At 50.6% G+C, this 21,660-nt stretch carries 17 protein-coding genes and 1 pseudogene; 11 read left to right on the forward strand and 7 right to left on the reverse strand.

Annotation, left to right across the window (positions count from 1 at the left end):
- The first annotated feature begins 1 nt into the window (after window position 1).
- Entirely contained in the window at window positions 2–931 is a 930-nt protein-coding gene (gene thrB, locus ACQ29O_RS04180) for a homoserine kinase (RefSeq protein WP_000241682.1), read from the forward strand.
- 3 nt (window positions 932–934) lie between these two features.
- Window positions 935–2,221 carry a threonine synthase gene (thrC, locus tag ACQ29O_RS04185; protein ID WP_235645485.1) on the forward strand — a complete coding sequence of 429 codons (1,287 nt, stop codon included), beginning with the start codon at window positions 935–937 and terminating at the stop codon, window positions 2,219–2,221.
- Window positions 2,222–2,314: 93 nt separating this feature from the next.
- On the opposite strand, the gene yaaA is transcribed toward thrC, so the two are convergent.
- Entirely contained in the window at window positions 2,315–3,088 is a 774-nt protein-coding gene (gene yaaA, locus ACQ29O_RS04190) for a peroxide stress protein YaaA (protein WP_000906175.1), read from the reverse strand.
- Window positions 3,089–3,166: 78 nt separating this feature from the next.
- A complete protein-coding gene (locus ACQ29O_RS04195) occupies window positions 3,167–4,597 on the reverse strand; it encodes an alanine/glycine:cation symporter family protein (protein WP_001113812.1) in 1,431 nt (476 codons plus the stop codon).
- 268 nt (window positions 4,598–4,865) lie between these two features.
- Between ACQ29O_RS04195 and tal the strand changes: the two genes are divergently transcribed.
- Both tal and mog read left to right on the forward strand, forming a co-directional pair.
- Window positions 4,866–5,819: a transaldolase gene (gene tal, locus ACQ29O_RS04200; RefSeq protein ID WP_000130175.1), complete on the forward strand. Its 954-nt coding sequence runs from the start codon at window positions 4,866–4,868 to the stop codon at window positions 5,817–5,819.
- Between the two features lie 110 nt (window positions 5,820–5,929).
- Window positions 5,930–6,520 carry a molybdopterin adenylyltransferase gene (gene mog / locus ACQ29O_RS04205; protein WP_000380373.1) on the forward strand — a complete coding sequence of 197 codons (591 nt, stop codon included), beginning with the start codon at window positions 5,930–5,932 and terminating at the stop codon, window positions 6,518–6,520.
- Window positions 6,521–6,576: 56 nt separating this feature from the next.
- Here mog and satP read toward each other — a convergent pair whose 3' ends face one another.
- The 3 genes from satP to ACQ29O_RS04220 all read right to left on the reverse strand — a co-directional run bounded on the left by satP (window position 6,577) and on the right by ACQ29O_RS04220 (window position 8,446).
- Complete coding sequence (gene satP, locus ACQ29O_RS04210; RefSeq protein WP_000528525.1) at window positions 6,577–7,143, reverse strand: acetate uptake transporter; 567 nt, start codon at window positions 7,141–7,143, stop codon at window positions 6,577–6,579.
- A gap of 149 nt (window positions 7,144–7,292) precedes the next feature.
- Entirely contained in the window at window positions 7,293–8,006 is a 714-nt protein-coding gene (msyB, locus tag ACQ29O_RS04215; protein ID WP_001103477.1) for an acidic protein MsyB, read from the reverse strand.
- 35 nt (window positions 8,007–8,041) lie between these two features.
- A complete protein-coding gene (locus tag ACQ29O_RS04220; protein ID WP_001258084.1) occupies window positions 8,042–8,446 on the reverse strand; it encodes a DUF2541 family protein in 405 nt (134 codons plus the stop codon).
- Window positions 8,447–8,794: 348 nt separating this feature from the next.
- Here ACQ29O_RS04220 and dnaK point away from each other — a divergent pair, with 348 nt between their 5' ends.
- The 4 genes from dnaK (at window position 8,795) to ACQ29O_RS04240 (ending at window position 13,635) form a co-directional block, all read left to right on the forward strand.
- Entirely contained in the window at window positions 8,795–10,711 is a 1,917-nt protein-coding gene (gene dnaK / locus ACQ29O_RS04225) for a molecular chaperone DnaK (RefSeq protein ID WP_000516125.1), read from the forward strand.
- Window positions 10,712–10,796: 85 nt separating this feature from the next.
- On the forward strand, window positions 10,797–11,936 hold the full coding sequence (gene dnaJ, locus ACQ29O_RS04230) for a molecular chaperone DnaJ (RefSeq protein ID WP_001119009.1): 1,140 nt from the start codon (window positions 10,797–10,799) through the stop codon (window positions 11,934–11,936).
- Window positions 11,937–12,216: 280 nt separating this feature from the next.
- A complete protein-coding gene (locus ACQ29O_RS04235) occupies window positions 12,217–13,164 on the forward strand; it encodes a LysR family transcriptional regulator (protein ID WP_000534912.1) in 948 nt (315 codons plus the stop codon).
- Window positions 13,165–13,290: 126 nt separating this feature from the next.
- Entirely contained in the window at window positions 13,291–13,635 is a 345-nt protein-coding gene (locus tag ACQ29O_RS04240) for a phage holin family protein (protein WP_000026889.1), read from the forward strand.
- Between the two features lie 60 nt (window positions 13,636–13,695).
- Here the strand turns inward: ACQ29O_RS04240 and ACQ29O_RS04245 are convergent, their stop codons facing one another.
- A complete protein-coding gene (locus ACQ29O_RS04245) occupies window positions 13,696–14,229 on the reverse strand; it encodes a glycoside hydrolase family 108 protein (protein WP_001068128.1) in 534 nt (177 codons plus the stop codon).
- A 16-nt stretch (window positions 14,230–14,245) separates the two neighbouring features.
- Window positions 14,246–14,689, reverse strand: a complete 444-nt coding sequence (locus ACQ29O_RS04250) for a winged helix-turn-helix domain-containing protein (RefSeq protein ID WP_000860680.1) — start codon at window positions 14,687–14,689, stop codon at window positions 14,246–14,248.
- A 380-nt stretch (window positions 14,690–15,069) separates the two neighbouring features.
- Between ACQ29O_RS04250 and ACQ29O_RS04255 the strand changes: the two genes are divergently transcribed.
- The 3 genes and pseudogenes from ACQ29O_RS04255 (at window position 15,070) to ACQ29O_RS04265 (ending at window position 21,242) form a co-directional block, all read left to right on the forward strand.
- The gene (locus tag ACQ29O_RS04255) at window positions 15,070–17,169 is read left to right on the forward strand and encodes a glycosyl hydrolase family 18 protein (protein ID WP_000235801.1); all 2,100 of its coding nucleotides are present in this window, start codon (window positions 15,070–15,072) and stop codon (window positions 17,167–17,169) included.
- A gap of 91 nt (window positions 17,170–17,260) precedes the next feature.
- Window positions 17,261–20,257, forward strand: a pseudogene (locus ACQ29O_RS04260) (chitinase).
- Between the two features lie 280 nt (window positions 20,258–20,537).
- Window positions 20,538–21,242, forward strand: a complete 705-nt coding sequence (locus tag ACQ29O_RS04265) for a winged helix-turn-helix transcriptional regulator (RefSeq protein WP_000738617.1) — start codon at window positions 20,538–20,540, stop codon at window positions 21,240–21,242.
- The last annotated feature ends 418 nt before the right edge of the window (window positions 21,243–21,660 follow it).

A 21,660-nucleotide genomic window follows, 5' to 3' on the forward strand; every position in this document is an offset into this window, starting at 1 on the left:
CATGGTGAAAGTGTATGCCCCGGCTTCCAGCGCGAACATGAGCGTCGGTTTCGACGTGTTGGGCGCAGCCGTCACACCCGTTGACGGCACGTTGCTGGGCGATGTGGTATCCGTTGAAGCAGCGGACCATTTCCGTCTGCATAACTTGGGGCGATTTGCCGATAAACTGCCGCCGGAGCCGCGTGAAAATATTGTTTATCAGTGCTGGGAACGTTTTTGCCAGGCATTGGGGAAAACCATCCCGGTGGCGATGACGCTGGAAAAAAATATGCCGATTGGTTCCGGGTTAGGGTCCAGCGCCTGTTCCGTCGTCGCCGCGCTGGTCGCGATGAATGAGCACTGCGGCAAACCGTTAAACGACACGCGTCTGTTGGCGCTGATGGGCGAGCTGGAAGGCCGTATCTCCGGCAGCATCCATTACGATAACGTCGCGCCGTGCTTTCTTGGCGGTATGCAGTTGATGATTGAAGAAAAAGGCATTATTAGTCAGCAGGTGCCGGGCTTTGATGAGTGGCTATGGGTACTGGCTTATCCGGGCATTAAAGTTTCTACCGCAGAAGCACGGGCCATTTTGCCTGCGCAGTATCGCCGTCAGGATTGCATTGCGCATGGACGGCATCTGGCCGGTTTTATTCACGCCTGTTACTCGCGGCAGCCGCAGCTTGCCGCCGCGCTGATGAAAGATGTTATTGCCGAACCATACCGCGCGCGTTTACTGCCGGGCTTTAGCCAGGCGCGACAGGCGGTGTCGGAGATCGGCGCGCTGGCGAGCGGGATTTCCGGATCGGGGCCGACGCTGTTTGCGCTATGCGATAAACCGGAGACGGCGCAGCGCGTCGCGGACTGGCTGAGCAAACATTATCTGCAAAATCAGGAAGGCTTCGTTCATATTTGCCGGCTGGATACGGCGGGCGCACGAGTAGTGGGATAATCAATGAAACTCTATAATCTGAAAGACCATAATGAGCAGGTCAGCTTTGCGCAGGCCGTCACGCAAGGGCTGGGCAAACAGCAGGGACTTTTTTTTCCGCACGAACTTCCGGAGTTTAGCCTGACGGAAATTGATGAGATGCTCAACCAGGACTTTGTCAGCCGTAGCGCAAAGATCCTCTCGGCATTTATTGGCGATGAAATACCGCAGCAAATTCTGGAAGAGCGCGTCCGCGCGGCGTTTGCTTTCCCGGCGCCGGTAGCGCAGGTAGAAAGCGATGTCGGCTGCCTGGAGCTGTTCCATGGTCCGACGCTGGCCTTTAAAGACTTCGGCGGGCGTTTTATGGCGCAAATGCTGACGCATATCAGCGGCGACAAACCGGTGACGATTCTGACCGCAACGTCAGGCGATACCGGCGCGGCGGTGGCTCACGCGTTCTATGGCCTGGAAAATGTGCGGGTCGTCATTCTCTATCCGCGCGGTAAAATCAGTCCGTTGCAGGAAAAACTGTTCTGTACTCTGGGCGGCAACATTGAAACCGTAGCGATCGACGGCGATTTCGACGCTTGCCAGGCGCTGGTGAAACAGGCATTTGATGACGAAGAACTGAAAACGGCGCTGGGGCTGAATTCAGCTAATTCGATTAATATCAGCCGCCTGCTGGCGCAAATTTGCTACTACTTTGAAGCCGTGGCGCAACTGCCGCAGGGGGCGCGTAACCAACTGGTGATCTCCGTACCCAGCGGCAACTTTGGCGATTTGACGGCAGGACTGCTGGCGAAGTCGTTAGGCCTACCGGTGAAACGCTTTATCGCCGCCACCAACATTAACGATACGGTGCCGCGTTTCCTGCAGGACGGGAAGTGGGCGCCAAAAGCGACGCAGGCGACCCTGTCGAATGCGATGGATGTCAGCCAGCCGAATAACTGGCCGCGTGTGGAGGAGCTATTCCGCCGTAAAATCTGGCGTCTGACTGAGCTGGGCTATGCGGCGGTGGATGACACTACGACACAACAGACGATGCGCGAGCTGAAAGCGAAAGGTTATATCTCGGAACCTCATGCGGCGGTAGCGTATCGGGCATTACGCGACCAGTTAAACCTTGGCGAGTATGGCTTGTTTCTCGGAACGGCGCATCCGGCGAAGTTTAAAGAAAGCGTGGAGTCCATTCTGGGAGAAACGCTGGCCTTGCCTGAAGCGCTCGCCGAACGCGCCGACCTGCCGCTGCTTTCACATCATCTGCCTGCGGATTTTGCCGCCCTGCGTAAGCTGATGATGACCCGCCAGTAACCATTGCGCCCGGTGGCGCTGTCGCTTACCGGGCCTATGGGGTGGTGTCGATTTGTAGGCCGGATAAGGCGTAACCGCCATCCGGCGATGCCGTTACTGCTCGTAGCGTTTAAAGACCAGCTCGTCTTGTGTGGAGGTTTCTTCATCAAAGAAATACCCTTCACGGTCAAACGCGGTAAGCTGTTCCGGCTTCGTTAAGCGGTTTTCAATAATAAAACGGCTCATCAGTCCGCGCGCTTTTTTGGCGTAGAAGCTTACCACCTTAAACTTGCCGTTTTTCTCATCAAGGAACACGGGCTTAATCAGTTCGGCATTCAGTTTCTTCGGCTTCACCGATTTAAAATATTCCTCAGAGGCCAGATTCACCACCACCCGATCGCCCTGCGCCTCAAGCGCTTCGTTGAGCTTATCGGTAATGATATCGCCCCAGAATTGATAAAGATCTTTGCCGCGCGGATTCTCCAGGCGAATCCCCATCTCCAGACGATAAGGCTGCATTAAATCCAGCGGGCGCAATACGCCATACAAGCCAGAGAGCATACGCAGATGTTGTTGAGCAAAATCAAAATCCGCGTCGTTGAACGTTTCCGCCTGTAGGCCGGTATAAACATCGCCTTTGAACGCCAGAATCGCTTGGCGTGCATTATCCGGCGTAAAATGAGGCTGCCAGTCATGAAAACGCGTGGCGTTGAGATCCGCCAGTTTGTCGCTAATTCCCATCAGCCTGGAAATTTGCGGCGCCGAAAGCTGGCGGGCCTGTTGAATAAGCTGCTGGCTGTGATCCAACAGCTCCGGCTGGGTATAGCGGGTCGTGGCCAGCGGGCTTTGATAATCAAGCGTTTTTGCAGGTGAAATCAGAATCAGCATATTCAGTCCTTGCAGGGAATTTTCTGCGACTTTAGCAAAAAAACGCCGCAGAGTTGACCGATGGTTGCGATTGTCGGCTTAATCGCGCGATGCCGCATCCCAGGTATCTGGCGCCAGTTGTGGTTCGATATCCGGGAAGCGCCGCGGATCGAACTGCGGTCTTACGCCCAGTTTCCGTTGTCGCAGATAATCGCCGGCGAGGGTATACACCACCGGTGAGAGCAACAAAATCGCCGTCAGATTGGTAATAGCCATACAGGCCATGATCATGTCAGCGAGCTGCCATATCAGCGGAAAACTGATGAGCGTACCGGCGATGACCATGCCAAGCGTCGCAAGGCGTAATAGCCAGATGGCCTTTGCGTTATGTAACCGCAGAAAAAACAGATTGTTCTCGGCGTAAATATAGTTGGCGACGATAGAACTGAACGCGAACAGAATGACGATAAGCGCGACAAAACTGGCGCCCCATTCACCGGTCAACGAAACCATTGCATGTTGGAGAAGCTGAATGCCTTCTGTTGACGAATGGGACGCGTGATTCCCCGCCAGCAGGATAATCATCGCGCTGGCGGTACAGATGATAATGGTGTCGCTGAATACGCCAATCATTTGCACAATCCCCTGCGCGACAGGATGAGGTGGATACGACGTTGCCGCTGCGGCCGCATTAGGCGTTGACCCCATTCCCGCTTCATTAGAGAACATCCCACGCTGAAAACCGCTGGTAATAGCCTGGGTGAGCGTATATCCGGCTGCGCCTGCCGCGGCTTCCTGCCAGCCAAATGCGCTTTTGACTATCGAGGCGATAACGCCAGGCATTTGCTCAATATGCCAGAGGCAAATGAATACGCTGCCGGCGACCCACAATAACGCGATGATGGGAATCAGCCATTGCATCAGACGGGCGACGCCTTTGATGCCGCGAATGATAATTAACAGGGCACAGAACGCCAGAGCAATGCCGGAGATAAGCGGCGGAATGTTGAAGGCGAAATGGAGCGCGCGTGAGACGGCATTCGCCTGCACGCTATTAAAAATCAACCCGTAGGCGACGAGCAGAAAGAGGGCGAAAACCACGCCCATCCAGCGCATTCCCAGCCCACGCGCCATATACCACGCCGGGCCGCCGCGGAACTGGCCTGTCGGGTCACGTTCTTTATAAAGCTGGGCAAGCGAACACTCGGCGAAGGAGGTCGCCATGCCAATGATGGCCGAGACCCACATCCAGAATACCGCGCCGGGACCGCCTGCGGCGATAGCCAGCGCCACGCCGGCCAGATTACCGCTGCCAATCCGCGCCGCGAGGCTGGTACACAGTGCCTGAAATGACGTCAGGCCGCCTGGCTGCGGGCTAAGGCTGCCTTTCAGACTGCGGCTAAATTGGCGAATATAACGAAATTGAATGAATCCGGTACGCCAGGTAAACCAACATCCTGCGCCGAGCAGCAGGTAAATCATTACCGAGCCCCAGAGTATTTCGTTAATAAAACTGAAAAACTCAGGCATTAACGTCCCTCTTGTTGATGCCGTCACGCTTTGATGATCCTGTATAAGCGTGACCCATGATGTAGATGACCTTGTCAGACTAATATTAACGGCAGTTTATCATAAATACGGCGGTATCCTTTAATTGCGCATCAACCGTCGGCAGATACGCAAACAGTGCACAAGGGCAGCCAGGTGCATGTAGGCGGTTGCGCTGTGAGTGCGTCGTGTTATCATCAGGGTAGACCGGTTACATCCCCTAACAAGCTGTTTAAAGAGAAACTCTATCATGACGGACAAATTGACCTCCCTTCGTCAGTTCACCACCGTAGTGGCTGATACCGGAGATATCGCGGCAATGAAGCTGTACCAGCCGCAGGATGCTACAACTAACCCTTCTCTCATTCTTAACGCAGCGCAAATCCCGGAATATCGTAAGCTGATTGACGATGCTGTCGCTTGGGCGAAGCAGCAGAGCAGCGACCGCGCGCAGCAGGTTGTTGACGCGACCGATAAGCTGGCGGTGAATATTGGCCTGGAAATCCTGAAGCTGGTGCCGGGGCGTATTTCTACCGAAGTTGACGCGCGTCTGTCTTATGACACTGAAGCGTCTATCGCCAAAGCAAAACGTATCATTAAACTCTACAATGATGCGGGTATCAGCAACGATCGTATCCTGATCAAGCTGGCGTCCACCTGGCAGGGCATTCGCGCAGCCGAACAGCTGGAAAAAGAAGGCATCAACTGTAACCTGACGCTGCTGTTCTCCTTCGCGCAGGCGCGTGCGTGCGCCGAAGCGGGCGTCTACCTGATCTCGCCGTTCGTAGGTCGTATTCTTGACTGGTATAAAGCCAATACCGACAAGAAAGACTATGCGCCAGCTGAAGATCCGGGCGTGGTTTCCGTAACGGAAATCTACGAGTACTACAAACAGCATGGTTACGAAACCGTCGTTATGGGCGCAAGCTTCCGTAACGTAGGCGAAATTCTGGAGCTGGCGGGCTGCGACCGCCTGACTATCGCACCGGCATTGCTGAAAGAACTGGCGGAAAGCGAAGGGGCGATTGAGCGTAAGCTCTCTTTCTCCGGCGAAGTCAAAGCGCGCCCGGAACGCATTACCGAAGCCGAGTTCCTGTGGCAGCATCACCAGGACCCCATGGCGGTGGACAAACTGGCGGATGGTATCCGTAAGTTTGCGGTAGACCAGGAAAAACTGGAAAAAATGATCGGCGATCTGCTGTAATCATTAACGCGTGGCCCTGATATGGGTCACGCTACCTCTTCTGAAACCTGTCTGTCCTTCCCTTCGCAGTGTATCATTCTGTTTAACGAGACTGTTTAAACGGAATAATCATGGATACCTTACGTATTGGCTTAGTTTCTATCTCCGACCGCGCTTCAAGCGGCGTTTACCAGGATAAAGGCATTCCTGCGCTTGAGGAGTGGCTCGCTTCTGCGCTGACCACGCCTTTCGAGGTCCAGCGGCGCTTAATTCCTGATGAACAGGAAATTATCGAGCAAACGTTGTGTGAACTGGTTGATGAGATGAGCTGTCATCTGGTGCTGACCACTGGCGGTACCGGTCCGGCGCGTCGCGACGTCACGCCGGACGCGACCCTTGCCATCGCCGACCGTGAAATGCCAGGTTTTGGCGAACAGATGCGCCAGATCAGCCTGCGCTTTGTGCCGACCGCCATTCTTTCCCGCCAGGTGGGCGTTATCCGTAAACAGGCGTTAATTCTTAATCTGCCTGGACAGCCAAAATCGATCAAAGAAACGCTGGAAGGCGTAAAAGCGGACGATGGCAGCGTTAGCGTGCCGGGCATTTTTGCGAGCGTGCCGTATTGCATACAGCTGCTTGACGGGCCGTATGTCGAAACCGCGCCGGAAGTGGTTGCTGCTTTCCGTCCAAAGAGCGCCAGACGTGAGAATATGTCGTCCTGACCGGGAGATACTGATAGTAGGGTTATTCCTCCCGGTGCGGGAGGAATAAAAGAGATTTAGTGCGCCTCGCCGATTGGCAGAATAGTGCGGCCAAATTGCTCGTTTAGCACTTCACCCATCGCCAGATAAATAGCGCTGGCGCCGCAAACCAGACCAACCCAGCCTGCGATATGGATAATGGCTTCGTTACCGGTGATATTGCCGACCGCCAGCAGAGCGAACAGTACGGTCAGGCTCAGGAAAACAAATTGCAGCGCGCGGGCGGCTTTCAGCGTACCGAAGAACATAAACAGCGTGAACACGCCCCACAGACCTAAATAAGCGCCGAGTAGCTGAGCGTCAGGCGCATCCGTCAGGCCCATTTTCGGCATCAGCAGGATAGCGACCAGCGTCAGCCAGAACGAACCGTAAGAGGTAAAGGCCGTTAAACCAAAGGTATTGCCTTTTTTGTACTCCAGCAGACCGGCAAAAATTTGCGCGATACCGCCGTAGAAAATCCCCATCGCCAGAATAATACCGTCCAGGGCGAAAAAACCGGCATTGTGCAGGTTAAGCAGAATGGTGGTCATGCCGAAGCCCATCAGGCCCAGCGGTGCCGGATTAGCCAACTTAGTGTTGCCCATAATTCCTCAAAATCATCATAATTGAATGGTGAAATAGTTTCCCAGAATAACGAGTTCCGTATTCGGGGCGCGGCATAATAATCAGGGGGAAGAGGACTGTCTATGATCTAATAAGGGGGAAAAGAAAATATTTCCCCCAGTGAGGGCATTCACGCCTGAACGGCTGCCATCATTCGTCGCAGGCAGGCTATTTGCAACACTGCCGGAATAGTCACGCGATACGCGCTGCCGCTCATCGCTTTGACGCCGTTTAACGCCGCGCCGACCGGGCCGCCAAGACCTGCGCCGCGCAGCAATCCGTGGCCCAGGATGCTCATTGCGGCATGGGTACGCAAAATGCGGGTAAGCTGGGTGGAAAGCAGGTGGGAGACCCCTTTTGCCAGACTGCGATCTTTCATGAGCAGCGGCAGCAGTTCTTCCAGTTCAGAAACTTTGGCGTCTACGGCTTGCAGAAATTCCTGCTTATGCGCCGCGTCCATCTTCTGCCAGGTATGACGTAAAAAATGCTCCAGCAGTTGCTGTTCTATTTCAAACGTCGACATGCTTTTATCTGCTTTGAGTTTTAGCCGTTTTGCGACATCCAGCAGAATCGCGCGGTACTGTTTTCCGTGCCCGCGCAATTTGTTGGCGATACTGTCGCCGCCGTAATGCTGAAACTCGCCGGCAATGAGCTGCCAGTTACGGCGGTGTTGCTCCGGGTGACCTTCCATCGCTTTGAACAGCTCGTTATGACTAAGGACGCTTGACAAGCGAGCCTTGCCCTTTTCGTTATGCGTCAGCAAACGGGCGAAATCGGCGAGTTGTTCTTCGCTACAATGCTGAAGAAAGTCTAAATCCTCGTCGTGTAAATAAGTGACGTTCATTTTCAGTCTGGCTTTTGGAATAGAAATAACAGCGATTAATCGTCGCCAATGACTTTAAGTCTCGCCATATCGGAAGAATTTACCGTATGGCCTGAGAAGGTAATCTTTGATACGCAGCGTTTGTTGTCGTTATCGCTATTAATATTGATCCAGCCTGTCGTCTGGCCTTCTTTGATTGAGGAAGGGACGTTCAGGCTTTGGCTGGCGCTACGCGCAGTTTTAAAATAGACGGATGCGCCGCTAAGTTCGATGTCGCCGTGATCCGCCGTGAGTTGAATGCGCTTCACGATGCGGCAGACGGGAATTTTTAGCGCGAGATCGTTCGTTTCATTTCTGGGCATGGCAATAACACCCAGTATTTTATGGTCGTTCGCGTGCGCGACGCTACTTAACGCCAGGCCGAAAAGCAGGCCGGCGGAAATCGTTAACACAGATCGCATGGAATTTCTCTTTGACGGGTTCAATAAGCAATTACCGTCTATCATACTCTGCTCATGACAACGATTCAGTTTTGTAATCTTTTCTTTTTATTACAATTTTTCTGTGAATAGTATTCGTTGTTTAATTTATTTCATGAATGTTTGTTTGTCTGGTTTTCCATCGCGCCCTCTCGTCACTAAAAAATTTTTTCATCTCCCCCTTGATGATGTGGGTTACGACCCCATCTTGTAGTCAACCGCAGTGGTGAGTCTGAAAAAAAACGATTCAGGGTAGTTGAAACCGCACGTTTCGCCCTTATTACAGATTCACAACCACATGATGACCGAATTTTTAGTGGAGACGTTTAGATGGGTAAAATTATTGGTATCGACCTGGGTACTACCAACTCTTGTGTAGCGATTATGGATGGAACGCAGGCACGCGTGCTGGAGAACGCCGAGGGCGATCGCACTACGCCTTCTATCATTGCTTATACCCAGGATGGTGAAACTCTGGTTGGTCAGCCGGCTAAACGTCAGGCAGTGACAAACCCGCAAAACACCCTGTTTGCGATTAAACGCCTGATTGGCCGCCGCTTCCAGGACGAAGAAGTTCAACGTGACGTTTCTATCATGCCGTACAAAATCATCGGCGCCGACAACGGCGACGCATGGCTTGATGTGAAAGGTCAGAAAATGGCGCCGCCGCAGATTTCTGCCGAAGTGCTGAAGAAAATGAAGAAAACGGCTGAAGATTATCTGGGCGAACCGGTAACTGAAGCGGTTATCACCGTACCGGCTTACTTTAACGATGCGCAGCGTCAGGCTACCAAAGATGCTGGTCGTATCGCGGGGCTGGAAGTTAAACGTATCATCAACGAACCGACTGCCGCAGCGCTGGCTTACGGTCTGGATAAAGAAGTCGGCAACCGTACTATCGCGGTTTACGACCTCGGTGGTGGTACTTTCGATATCTCTATTATCGAAATCGACGAAGTTGATGGCGAAAAAACCTTTGAAGTTCTGGCAACCAACGGTGATACCCACCTGGGTGGTGAAGACTTCGATACCCGCCTGATCAACTACCTCGTTGACGAGTTTAAGAAAGATCAGGGCATTGACCTGCGTAACGATCCGCTGGCCATGCAGCGCCTGAAAGAAGCCGCAGAAAAAGCCAAAATCGAGCTGTCTTCTGCGCAGCAGACCGACGTGAACCTGCCGTACATTACCGCAGATGCCACCGGTCCGAAACACATGAACATCAAAGTGACTCGTGCAAAACTGGAAAGCCTGGTTGAAGATCTGGTGAACCGTTCTATCGAGCCGCTGAAAGTCGCACTGCAGGACGCTGGCCTGTCCGTGTCTGATATCAACGACGTGATCCTCGTCGGCGGTCAGACCCGTATGCCAATGGTGCAGAAAAAAGTGGCTGAATTCTTTGGTAAAGAGCCGCGTAAAGACGTTAACCCGGACGAAGCTGTGGCTATCGGCGCAGCGGTACAGGGCGGCGTGTTGACCGGTGATGTGAAAGACGTACTGCTGCTGGACGTTACCCCGCTGTCTCTGGGTATCGAAACGATGGGTGGCGTGATGACTCCGCTTATCACCAAAAACACCACCATCCCGACCAAGCACAGCCAGGTGTTCTCTACTGCGGAAGACAACCAGTCTGCGGTAACCATCCATGTGCTGCAGGGTGAGCGTAAACGTGCGTCTGATAACAAATCTCTGGGTCAGTTCAACCTGGATGGCATCAACCCGGCGCCGCGCGGTATGCCGCAGATCGAAGTCACCTTCGATATCGATGCTGACGGTATCCTGCACGTCTCCGCGAAAGATAAAAATAGCGGTAAAGAGCAGAAGATCACTATCAAGGCGTCTTCTGGTCTGAACGAGGAAGAAATTCAGAAAATGGTTCGCGATGCAGAAGCGAACGCTGAATCCGACCGTAAGTTCGAAGAGCTGGTTCAGACCCGTAACCAGGGCGACCATCTGCTGCACAGCACCCGTAAGCAGGTTGAAGAAGCAGGCGATAAACTGCCGGCTGATGACAAAACCGCTATCGAGTCTGCGCTGAACGCGCTGGAAACTGCCCTGAAAGGCGAAGATAAAGCCGCTATCGAAGCGAAAATGCAGGAACTGGCGCAGGTTTCCCAGAAACTGATGGAAATCGCTCAGCAGCAACATGCGCAGCAGCAGGCTGGCTCCGCTGACGCTTCTGCAAACAACGCGAAAGATGACGACGTTGTCGACGCTGAGTTTGAAGAAGTAAAAGATAAAAAATAATCGCCCTTTGAACGGGTAATTACTGGCACGGGCGAAGAGGTTTCCTCTCCGCCCGTGTATGCATGTTAAGGGCAGATAAAAAGAGATGGCGAAAAGAGATTACTACGAGATTTTAGGCGTTTCCAAAACAGCGGAAGAGCGTGAAATCAAAAAGGCGTATAAGCGCCTGGCCATGAAATATCATCCGGACCGCAATCAGGGTGATAAAGAGGCCGAAGCTAAGTTTAAAGAGATTAAAGAAGCCTACGAAGTGCTGACCGATGCGCAAAAACGCGCAGCCTACGATCAGTATGGTCACGCCGCGTTTGAACAAGGCGGTATGGGCGGCGGATTTGGCGGCGGCTTTAATGGCGGCGCTGATTTCAGTGATATCTTTGGTGACGTTTTTGGCGATATCTTTGGCGGCGGGCGTGGTCGCCAACGTGCGGCGCGTGGGGCTGATTTGCGTTATAACATGGATCTCACCCTGGAAGAAGCGGTGCGTGGCGTGACCAAAGAGATCCGTATTCCGACGCTGGAGGAGTGCGACGTTTGCCACGGCAGCGGCGCGAAAGCTGGTACGCAACCGCAAACCTGTCCGACCTGTCATGGTTCTGGTCAGGTACAGATGCGCCAGGGATTCTTTGCTGTACAGCAGACCTGCCCACACTGTCAGGGCCGCGGTACGCTGATCAAAGATCCGTGCCATAAATGTCACGGTCATGGGCGTGTTGAAAAGAGTAAAACTCTGTCCGTTAAAATCCCGGCGGGCGTGGATACCGGCGATCGTATTCGTCTGGCAGGCGAGGGCGAAGCGGGCGAGCATGGCGCACCGGCAGGCGACTTGTACGTTCAGGTCCAGGTGAAACAACACCCTATTTTCGAGCGTGAAGGCAATAATCTTTATTGCGAAGTGCCGATCAACTTTGCGATGGCGGCGCTGGGCGGTGAAATTGAAGTGCCGACGTTAGATGGTCGTGTGATGCTGAAAGTACCGAGCGAAACACAAACGGGCAAGCTGTTCCGTATGCGCGGCAAAGGCGTGAAGTCCGTACGCGGTGGCGCGCAGGGCGATTTGCTGTGCCGTGTGGTGGTTGAAACGCCGGTCGGTCTGAGCGAAAAACAGAAGCAATTGCTAAAAGATCTTCAGGAAAGTTTTGGCGGCCCGACGGGAGAGAAAAACAGCCCGCGTTCAAAAAGCTTCTTTGACGGCGTGAAAAAATTCTTTGACGATTTGACTCGCTAATCTTTTTCCCGTTGTATTTTTCTTCAGCCCGGGTGTATATCCGGGCTTTTTTCTGCCTGTACGCGCTCAGGCTTCTGTTAAACGCATCGTATCCTCTCATTTGTTGATATTTTGTTTTTACTGATAAACAAATTGATGTTAATCAGCAGTTTTGTATACGCTTATTCTTTAAAAAAACGTAATGTGATGACATTAATGATTGCTTTTTTAGATGCTGTGAATTGATTTATCTTGAGTATTATCTATATTGCTTTTTTTAGTTTCCGGAGGCAGACAGCGAATGGGATCGAAAGGTGCCAACAAGAGCTTTGATTATAATTTAATCAAAATTCTTGACGCTGTTATTTTGTCAGGAAATGCGGCTATGGCGGCAAAAAAGTTAGGCATTACACCGGCTGCCGTTTCTCTGGCGTTAAAGCGCCTGCAGAGTTATTACCCGGAAGAACTGTTTAGCAGAGGGAAAGGCGGGCTCATCCCCACAGCTAAGGCTGTCGACATTCACCAAAATTTCAGTCAGGTGATGAAACTGGTGGATGACACCTTTCTCTGTAATAGTAAAAAAGATGAAGCGTTCCAGATAACGTTATTAGGCAGTGATATTGTTGAAAGCTATTATCTTTCTCAGCTCTATAACAGCGATATATTTGACCGTATTTTGATAAATCATTTCACTGTCAGAAATATGAGTCGGGAGCATATCAGCGAACTTCTGTTTACTGCGCAAGGCGATCTGTTGATTAGTGCCGAACCTTTGCTGGAGTCCGGCATAGAGAATCAAATTATTGATAGTTTTAAATCATTTGTTTGTATCTGTAGCAGTAAACACATGCTGAGTACCCTCTCACAACTGTCGCTACATCATTTTTATTCTTCGCGTCATGCGTTATATCAGCCGGGGATGGGGGCTTCAGTGATATATCATGATAGTGAATTATTTAAGGATGAGCTTTACTATACTGGCAGGCGTATTGTCGGCTATCGCAGTGATTCGCTTAACGGTTTGATGAGCATGATCGAACGAACCTCATTGATTGCATTGATGCCTTTGAAATTAGCGCTTTTTTATAAAAATCATCGTAAATATGACATTAAATTTATTCAGCCTCCGCCCGAACTGGCTTTGAAGTCAGTTCAGGTTTATGCATCCTGGAGTAAAAATAGTAGAAATATATCGACGATTAATGAGATGGTAAGTATGTTACAAACGCTCTCCTCCTTCCGTCGTTAATACACCTCATTTTTACGCTTTGATTTAATATGGTTTTAAATGATGTGCTTTGATTTTTACCCTCCTGACAGGGCGCTTACACTCCTTGTGTTAATTATTCATTTATAATGATTTCGGAGTGTTAAAATGTCTATTCCCAACCATGTGTCGACAACGGAAGTTGTGCTATTGGAGCTAGAGATCTTACTCACTATTATTTCGATTGGCGCGTGGGGAGGCTTTGTCAGCTATCTTTTACGCAAAGATAAGACAGAATATAATAGTTCTCATGAAAGTATTAAATATTGCTTAACGCAGATCGTGATTTCCTGCTTCACCAGTTTCTTGTTAAGCGCGATTGCGATCGAAAAAGAATGCAGTTTCAACATTGTTCTGTTGGCGGCAGGCTTAGGCGGTGTTTTCGCGAGTCCGATCTTAAAGATTCTTGGGCGGCGGATTAAAAAAATTATCGAAGGTAATAATTCAGATTAATTATCATTTGCAGTATCAGGCTCATCCGTGAGCCTTTTACGCGTCTTTTTTCAGCCTGGTCTAGGTCACTCTATTCTTGATCCAGCCATAAATAAATTGTTCGTTATTGTGGTTTTTCTCAGCAACGTTTAAGTAGTACGTGCCCTGACTGCAATTGAGGGCTTTCACCAAAACGGCTTCCCCTTCCTGGCCTCGCCAGGCCAAATAATGTTCGAGAGCGGCAAGCGTCCGCGGGCCAATATTGCCATCCACATGAATATCCGGGTAGCGTTTACCTTCGTGATTAAAGACGTTCAACCAGCGTTGCAGCCACGCGCTGGGGTGGTAAGCGCCTATGTTGACTGCCGCATCGCACAGCTCGAAGGAGACTGGACACGATAGCGTCGAGATGACGTCAAAACCTGGTTTTATCCAGTAATCCTCTTCGAGAATCGCGTAGGCTTCAGCGTGGGTCAGATCCCGCATATCGCCAGCATAGCCATGCGCTCGCGCCGTGGCTTCGGTAATGCCCCAATGGGTGGCGCCGCCTTTATCTTTAGGGTTAAATACGTAACCGCCTTCAAGCGCAATAATTCCATCTATAATTGGATTCATCTTCCCTTTCCTTCGCTTAGTGAATATGCAGATACATGAGAGAACCTAACGTTACTGAAAATACGGTCGTCAGGGCGGCGATGGTTTGCCGTACAATCTGTTTTTTTCCTCCCTTTGTTTCGCTATCCGTCGCGATAATGGCGATATCACTATTCACTTTGAGACCTTGTCTTGGAATGGTAATAAAAAGATCGTTAATACCAAGCGCTTTAAGGTCACGTCTGATTAAATAGAGAATCTGCGTTAGATTTGCATCATTAACATAATGGCTTCGACTTCCCCATAACGCAGTGGTTATTTTTTGTCGCTCGATAATCTCCAGATGAGCATTCTCGATGATGAAACTGAGACATTTGGCTCTCATCGCAGTCATTTTAATAACCTGTGAATTTGAGACCGTCCTCAGTTCATATTTACCTTCATTGTAAATGCAATTGCTATTAATGATATAAGTTTTCATAACGTCTTCCTTTAGAAATGTACATCCTGGTTGTCTGTGGTGACTATATTGTATGAGAAATGTCTTAATCCAATAAATGTCACTGGTTTTATTGTATTGTCATTGTCTATAGCGAGTGTAATCACATTATTTCATTGTAATTAAATGATATTTAATTACATGATAAATGATATTTACTATGTTCTCACCAGAACGGAGTAAGCGGGCGCTGAGAGGTGTTGTTTTCTCTTCGTTAGACGGTGTTGTTAACCTCATTTTTATGATTTTTATATCATCTAAAAAGATGATGTTTTGTGATTAGCTATTTTTTATGCCTGTAACGATTATGGACCCCGCAGAACGAGCTGCGACAATTTTGAAACGTAAAAGGAAATTTGAAAATGGCTACAAGCAAACTGATTCAAGGCGATACAATTACTGAAACTACTCATGCAGCGAATGGTTTTGACCCTGCAACAAGCGATGATAAAATAAGCTATACTTCCGCTCGTGTTGCGAAACCGGTATACAATAAATATAAAAATTCCACGACTAAACCGAAGGTATTCGGTTATTACACCGACTGGTCACAGTATGACAGCCGTCTGCAAGGCAATATGTCCCAACCGGGCCGTGGTTATGATTTAACCAAAGTTTCACCGACGGCTTATGACAAACTGATTTTTGGCTTTGTTGGCATCACCGGTTTCAGAAAAATTGATACAGAAGACCGCGATGTCGTAGCAGAAGCGGCAGCGCTGTGCGGCAAAGTGAAATATGAGCCGACCTTCCTCGACCCATGGGGCGACTTCCAGTCTTATATCAACCTCGGCTTTGATGTCAGCGGCTGGGATGTGGATCCGAAGACTGTAACTCAGTCTAACGCCAAGGGTCTGCTGGGCGCGCTGCGTGATATGCAGGCAAAAGCGAAAGCCGCAGGTCACACGCTGGCGCTCTCCATGAGTATCGGCGGCTGGAGCATGAGTAACGGGTTCCACGAAACCGCCGCTTCTGACTCTTCTCGTAAAATCTTCGCCAAAGGCGTGGTGAAACTGTTCAAACAGTTCCCGATGTTCAGCGAAGTGGATATTGACTGGGAATACCCGAACAATGAAGGGGCGGGCAACCCGTTTGGTCCGGAAGATGGCGCTAACTACGCGCTGCTGATTGCCGAACTGCGTAAACAGCTGGATTCCGCTGGTCTGAGCAATGTGAAGATCTCTATTGCCGCTTCTGCTGTCACTACTATTTTTGACTATGCGAAAGTAAAATATCTGATGGCTGCTGGCCTGTATGGCATCAACCTGATGACCTATGACTTCTTCGGTACGCCGTGGGCGGAAACTCTGGGCCACCACACCAACCGCAAAGCGCTGGAAGAGGGCGGCTGGGCTGTCGAAACCATCGTTGATCACCTGCTGGCGGAAGGTTTCTCCGCTGACCGTATCAACATCGGTTATGCCGGCTATACCCGTAACGCTCGTCAGGTAGAAATTGAATCCCTGTCGCCGCTGAAAGGTTCTTACAACCCAGGTTCAGGCCCTACTACCGGTTCCTTTGAATCCGGCACCAGTGAATGGTATGACGTCATTTATAGCTACCTGGATCTGGAAAACCAGAAAGGCCGTAACGGTTTCAACGTTTACACCGACCAGGTCGCTGACGCTGACTACCTGTATAGCCCGGAATCCAAACTGTTTTTATCCCTGGATACGCCGCGTACTGTCAAAGCAAAAGGCGAATATGCAGCGAAACTGGGCCTGGGCGGCGTGTTTACCTGGACTATCGATCAGGACAACGGCGTGCTGGTTAACGCCGTGCGTGAAGGTCTGGGTTATGAAATCGAATCTGAAGTTATCGATATGGAACCGTTCTACTTTGAAGGTATCAATGTAGAAAAAGATGAAGAGCAGAGCGACAGCGACGACGCGCAGAAGGTCAACCACGCGCCGAAAGCGGCGATTGAACTGCTGGTCGTAGGCGGATCTACGGTACAGCTGTCTGGCGCAGGTTCTTCTGATGAAGATAACGATGAGCTGTCCTTTAGCTGGGGCGTGCCTTCTCAAATCACTGTGGCAGACAAAACGGCTGAAATCATTGAGGTTGTGGTACCGGAAGTTAGCGAAAAAACAGCCTTCCAGTTCACCCTGTTTGTACGCGACTGCTACAACGAACCGTCCTCTCAACAGCGCTTTGTTCTGACGGCTGTGCCTGCGCTATCTCAGGTTCAACCGGAACCGGAAGAGGAAGAAGAGATTATCGTTCCTGTACCGGACGAGGAAGAAGATACCACACCGGCTGAGGATGATACGCCAGCAGATGACAAAACGTCACCTTACGCGCAGTGGGATGCTTCTACCGTTTATGGCGCAAACTGGGGTTCTTTCGAAATCGTTAGCTGGAAAGGCCATAACTATCAGGTGAAATGGTGGTCTATGGGCAACCAGCCTGACCTGAACTGCGGTGTCGGCGGTGCATGGACCGATCTTGGCGCTTACTAATACACGGTATTAAGCCGATGTATTGGGCTTCATGATTCAAGCCCCGGTTTACCGGGGCTTTTCTCCACCAGGGACAGAGGAAGAGTAGACCATGACCATTTCCATTCACGCCAGCGCATTTGACGTCAACAGCTGGTATCAAAAAATCACCTTAACCTTCATCAATGAGAGCGGTAATGCGGTCGATATGAACCATGCCGCAATATCATTCACGGCTTCCGGGCACATCGATCCATGGGGAAATAGCGGCGGTACGCTCAAAGGGAACCTGCCGCTTACGCTGAATGAGAGTTCGTATGGCACGCTGGAAACTAACAACATCATCATTAATAACAGCGATGCATTACTTCTTCAGCCGGGCGAACGCGGGACGCTCTCTTTCAGCCTCGCGGCGACGCAGGTGCCGGTAAAAATGTCCGCCATCACCTTGACGCTGGCGTCATCGTCATCCGAAGACGCAGAGTCTGAAACCCCATCCGATCAGGAGACGCCAGCGATACCCACCGCAGACGAACAACTCGCCGAACCCGATGTGCCGGAAAAGGACAATGATCTTCAGGAACACGGCCTTACGCTTAACGTTAGCGAGTTGAATACCGCAAGTTGGTATCAACGCGTCACCTTTACGCTGACCAACCTCTACGCCCAGGCGGTAGATCTCAATCAGCTTCAACTGAATTTTACGGCCAGCGCGCACCCCGATCCCTACAGTCCGTTTCAGGGAACAATGTTGGGGAATCAGGCCGTGACGCTGGCCAGCGATGGGGGATGGCCCATCGAGAAGAATACCATCACCATTAATCATGACGGCGCGCTGATGCTGGCGGCGGGGGATACCGCCGAATTATAGTGCTATCTGGCCGCCACGCAGACGCCAGTTGCCATCAGCGATTTGAACGCGACGTTGGCCCATGATCCTGCCCGTCAGGGAAAAGTTTGCGTTCATTTTCCTGCCATGACGCAGACCGTGGCGCTCAAACCGGTGATTGAGCTGCTGTTTCCTGCCGGCGAAACCCGGCGCTTTGTCGGTGAGTGGGGCGAGGTTCTGACAATAGGCGATCTTAGCGCAGGAACGTATCGGCTTACCGTACCGGTACTGGCGAATGATGAGATGCAAATCGCGCCAGTCGAGTCCTCTTTTACCGTTACGCTGCAATCCGGCGATGCCGCCGCGCAGGTCCAGGTATCCTGTCTGCCGATTGTCCGTTATGCCAGCGCGCGTCTGATGAGTGACGCCCCTGCGCTTGGTAATGCGAAATTGACCGTTGAGATCGCCGATGCTACGCAAGCGGATGAGCGTACCGTCACGCTGATCGCCAACCAACCGCAGTTAATCACCCGGCTACTGGCGGGGCATCATTATACGGTCAATCTGCAGCCTGCGATGATTAATAACCGCTTTATATCGGCACCCATACAGCTTACGGGATTTATCCCTGCTGCGGCGCAGATTGCCGAGGTTGCTGTCGCTTACCAACAGTCGGCGCTCGACACGGCGAGTTTCGTGACGGTGGATGCCACTATACTGGGCCTGCCCGATGGCGTCGCGCCGCAGCGTTATCTGTTCAGCAGCGGTAAATATCAGTACTCATTAATGCTGGAGAGCGGCAGCGATCGGCAGACGTTGGCATTACGCTTTGCGCCCGGGCTGTATGATGTTCAGACGGACGATATTTTCATCGACAGCGTGCCGTGGCGTTGTGAACAGGCCGGGCCGCTACGGTTGTTGCAAAAGGTCAACCATGTGGCGCTGGAGTTTCTGCCCGGCGTGACGCTACAGGTAAAAGGTTGGCCTGATTACCTTGCTCATGGCGGCGTGACGGTTAACGCGCCAGAGACGGTTTCTCTTTATCGCGATATACCGTTTAGCGCGTTGTTTAAATACGATGGTTTTGACGGCGGCGGCGATCCGGTTCCGGCCGCGGAGGTTGACGTGAACGGGGATGGTTTTCTGGATTACGCGACGTTACCGATCCATAAAACCGTTGCGCTGGTGCGCCAGATAGAAAAAGAAGCCGGGCGTAGCGTCATGCCGGTAATGGTCATTTATACCGCGAATGCCAGCGGCGGTAGCGCGCTGGCGGATTTACAGGATGCGCAAAAGCTACGTAACCATTTTGGTAACTTTATTACCCAGTGTCTGGCGGCGCAGTCATACAAAGATGAGACGCATCCTGTCCCGGCCACCTTTGTGCTTAACCCGGATTTTCTCGGGGCGCTACAGCAAGGACCGTATGGCTATACCGTAGTACGGCAAAAAAACAGTGTGCCGGTGAATGCCCAACTGGCGGCGGCGATACAAGCATTACCGGCGATGGCTGGCTTTATCGTGCCTTCGTTGCCGACGTTTAGCGACGATCTCTACGGCTATATTCAGGCGGTGAACTATCTTGTTCGTCAGTTTGCCCCGGATGTGGCTTTTGGCTGGCAGACGAATGTCTGGGCGACAGGAACGGCGGACTGGGTGCTGCGCGATACCGCTGATCCGGTAGCTGAAGGGCAGGCGATCGCCGGATTTATTCATGAACTGGGCGTTTACAGCGGAGAATATGCGCCGGACTTTATTGAGTTTGATAAATTTGAGCGTGACTGTTTCAGTCCTGATGCGCTTGCCCACTATGGCTGGAATGCGACATGCTGGCTTAATTACCTGGCGATGGTCAAACAGGTGACGAAAGCGCTGCTGACGCCCGCCATGCTGTGGCAAATCCCTGGCGGCCATATGCCTACAGTAGAAGAGGGCGTCAGTAAAATCAGCGCTGCGCACTTTGCATCCGGCGGAACCTTTTTTATGGGGGACGCCCGCATTGGCAGCGATCCTGACACGCTCTCTTTGCAGCTACTCAATACGGCCTTAAATAGCGCGACTTACGGCGTCCCGACCGTCGGCGACTTTTTACGTAAAGATAAAGGGTATGACTGGGGCCAGATGCAGGCGCTGAATCTACCGGACTTTAACGTCTTTTCGATCTTATGGGGCGGTGGTTCTACTATCAGTATTACGACAATCCATTCTAACGGTGAAGACGGCGGCTGGCTGGCGGATAAAATGGTAGAGTATTATGCTGCCCCTCGCTATTTCAGATAATATCACTGCTTATTTGCATTAATCTGGACTATTAGTTTGAGATTCGAAGGCGCGTTCTTTCGAATCTCTTTTCCTGCGCCCCCTGACCTCTCATTCTTTATGCGTAATTTGTTATTAATTTTCTGTAATCATTTTGTATTAAGAATTGTCTTAATCTTAAAAATATTGCGTATTAGTGCGTTGTGAATACAGAAATACTGCATAGCGATGTTATTTATTATTAATTTAAGTACTTTTTGAGAGGTTATACTGTGACGCTACATTGAGTAGACAACCGTTAATGAAAAAAATGATGAACGACGCTTTTGCTAAAGATAATAATGAGAATTCATTACACTCTTTTCTTTTTTCTCAGCAGGCTAAACCTCACGCGGCAATTGATGCCTTATTTTCGGCCTTGTTGCCATTTGGTCAACCGTTTACGCTGGGTATCGGCGATGAGTTTTATTTACAGGCAAATGATGAACACTACATTGTATTACTGGAGTCAGGCGTTGTTTCTTTCTGTCATGATGACAAACGACTCCATATATCTTCATCGTTTGCGCCATCGGTCGTGGGTATGGTTGACAGCTATGGCGCTACCTATAACGTCCCCGCGCGACCGGAACACTTTTTGCTCGCAGAAACGGTTTGTACCGGTAGATTTGTTCGCCTGCCGGATTTTATAAAAATCGCCGATGAATGCGATTTGTGGCACGACGTGGCCCGTTGTCTGGCTTACCGTCTGATGGTGATGAGCGCGCGCGATCGTGAATTAGTCGGCGTCGATTCTTATCTGAAAGTTCGGGCGCTGCTGACTGAAATCTGGGCTTATCCACAGGCCTACCGGGAAAGCATTATCGTGTTGAATTTTATTCAACGGCGTACCGGGATATCGCGCAGTCGGACCATGAAGATTCTGTCTGAACTAAAAAAAGGCGGGTATATCCATATTGATAATGGGCGGCTGACGGCGCTCGGAAAACTGCCAGTGGCGTATTAATGCACTATCCGCAACGATATATTTACATATCTCGACTGAATTTGCCTGGTATCGTTAATAGAATGTTTTACTGAAGGTTGTTATGAAAACTATTTTTAAAAAGTCAATATGGCTAAAGGAGATAGGCCGAACGACAGGTGTAAAGTTAATATAAAACAACATGTTATGCCTGGTCCTATAAAACCAAATGTCGATGATTGCAACTTGCCGTTGGCTTGCTAATAATTAATAACATCGTTATCTCATTATAACGTAAAGATTAACTCACGACGTTGAGTGGCTGTTTTATTGCCTCTGACATTTATATCAGAACAAGAAGACACTTTTTTTCGCATAAGAAAAAGTCGTGATATTGCTGTGAAGAAATATCAGCAGCCGTTTCGTTAAAAAATCTGATTACCCTCATTTTTATATTTAA

Source organism: Salmonella sp. GDC200615 (genome assembly GCF_050574145.1).
Taxonomy (GTDB): Bacteria; Pseudomonadota; Gammaproteobacteria; order Enterobacterales; family Enterobacteriaceae; genus Salmonella; species Salmonella enterica.

Bases quoted from the DNA above. Each gene is read 5' to 3' on its own strand.
- satP (WP_000528525.1), bottom strand. From the start codon at position 7,143: ATGGGCAACACTAAGTTGGCTAATCCGGCACCGCTGGGCCTGATGGGC.
- ACQ29O_RS04195 (WP_001113812.1), bottom strand. From the start codon at position 4,597: ATGCCTGAGTTTTTCAGTTTTATTAACGAAATACTCTGGGGCTCGGTA.
- ACQ29O_RS04250 (WP_000860680.1), bottom strand. From the start codon at position 14,689: ATGAAAACTTATATCATTAATAGCAATTGCATTTACAATGAAGGTAAA.
- dnaJ (WP_001119009.1), top strand. From the start codon at position 10,797: ATGGCGAAAAGAGATTACTACGAGATTTTAGGCGTTTCCAAAACAGCG.
- ACQ29O_RS04240 (WP_000026889.1), top strand. From the start codon at position 13,291: ATGTCTATTCCCAACCATGTGTCGACAACGGAAGTTGTGCTATTGGAG.
- ACQ29O_RS04265 (WP_000738617.1), top strand. From the start codon at position 20,538: ATGAAAAAAATGATGAACGACGCTTTTGCTAAAGATAATAATGAGAAT.
- thrC (WP_235645485.1), top strand. From the start codon at position 935: ATGAAACTCTATAATCTGAAAGACCATAATGAGCAGGTCAGCTTTGCG.
- mog (WP_000380373.1), top strand. From the start codon at position 5,930: ATGGATACCTTACGTATTGGCTTAGTTTCTATCTCCGACCGCGCTTCA.
- ACQ29O_RS04245 (WP_001068128.1), bottom strand. From the start codon at position 14,229: ATGAATCCAATTATAGATGGAATTATTGCGCTTGAAGGCGGTTACGTA.
- thrB (WP_000241682.1), top strand. From the start codon at position 2: ATGGTGAAAGTGTATGCCCCGGCTTCCAGCGCGAACATGAGCGTCGGT.
- ACQ29O_RS04220 (WP_001258084.1), bottom strand. From the start codon at position 8,446: ATGCGATCTGTGTTAACGATTTCCGCCGGCCTGCTTTTCGGCCTGGCG.
- ACQ29O_RS04255 (WP_000235801.1), top strand. From the start codon at position 15,070: ATGGCTACAAGCAAACTGATTCAAGGCGATACAATTACTGAAACTACT.
- tal (WP_000130175.1), top strand. From the start codon at position 4,866: ATGACGGACAAATTGACCTCCCTTCGTCAGTTCACCACCGTAGTGGCT.
- ACQ29O_RS04235 (WP_000534912.1), top strand. From the start codon at position 12,217: ATGGGATCGAAAGGTGCCAACAAGAGCTTTGATTATAATTTAATCAAA.
- dnaK (WP_000516125.1), top strand. From the start codon at position 8,795: ATGGGTAAAATTATTGGTATCGACCTGGGTACTACCAACTCTTGTGTA.
- yaaA (WP_000906175.1), bottom strand. From the start codon at position 3,088: ATGCTGATTCTGATTTCACCTGCAAAAACGCTTGATTATCAAAGCCCG.
- msyB (WP_001103477.1), bottom strand. From the start codon at position 8,006: ATGAACGTCACTTATTTACACGACGAGGATTTAGACTTTCTTCAGCAT.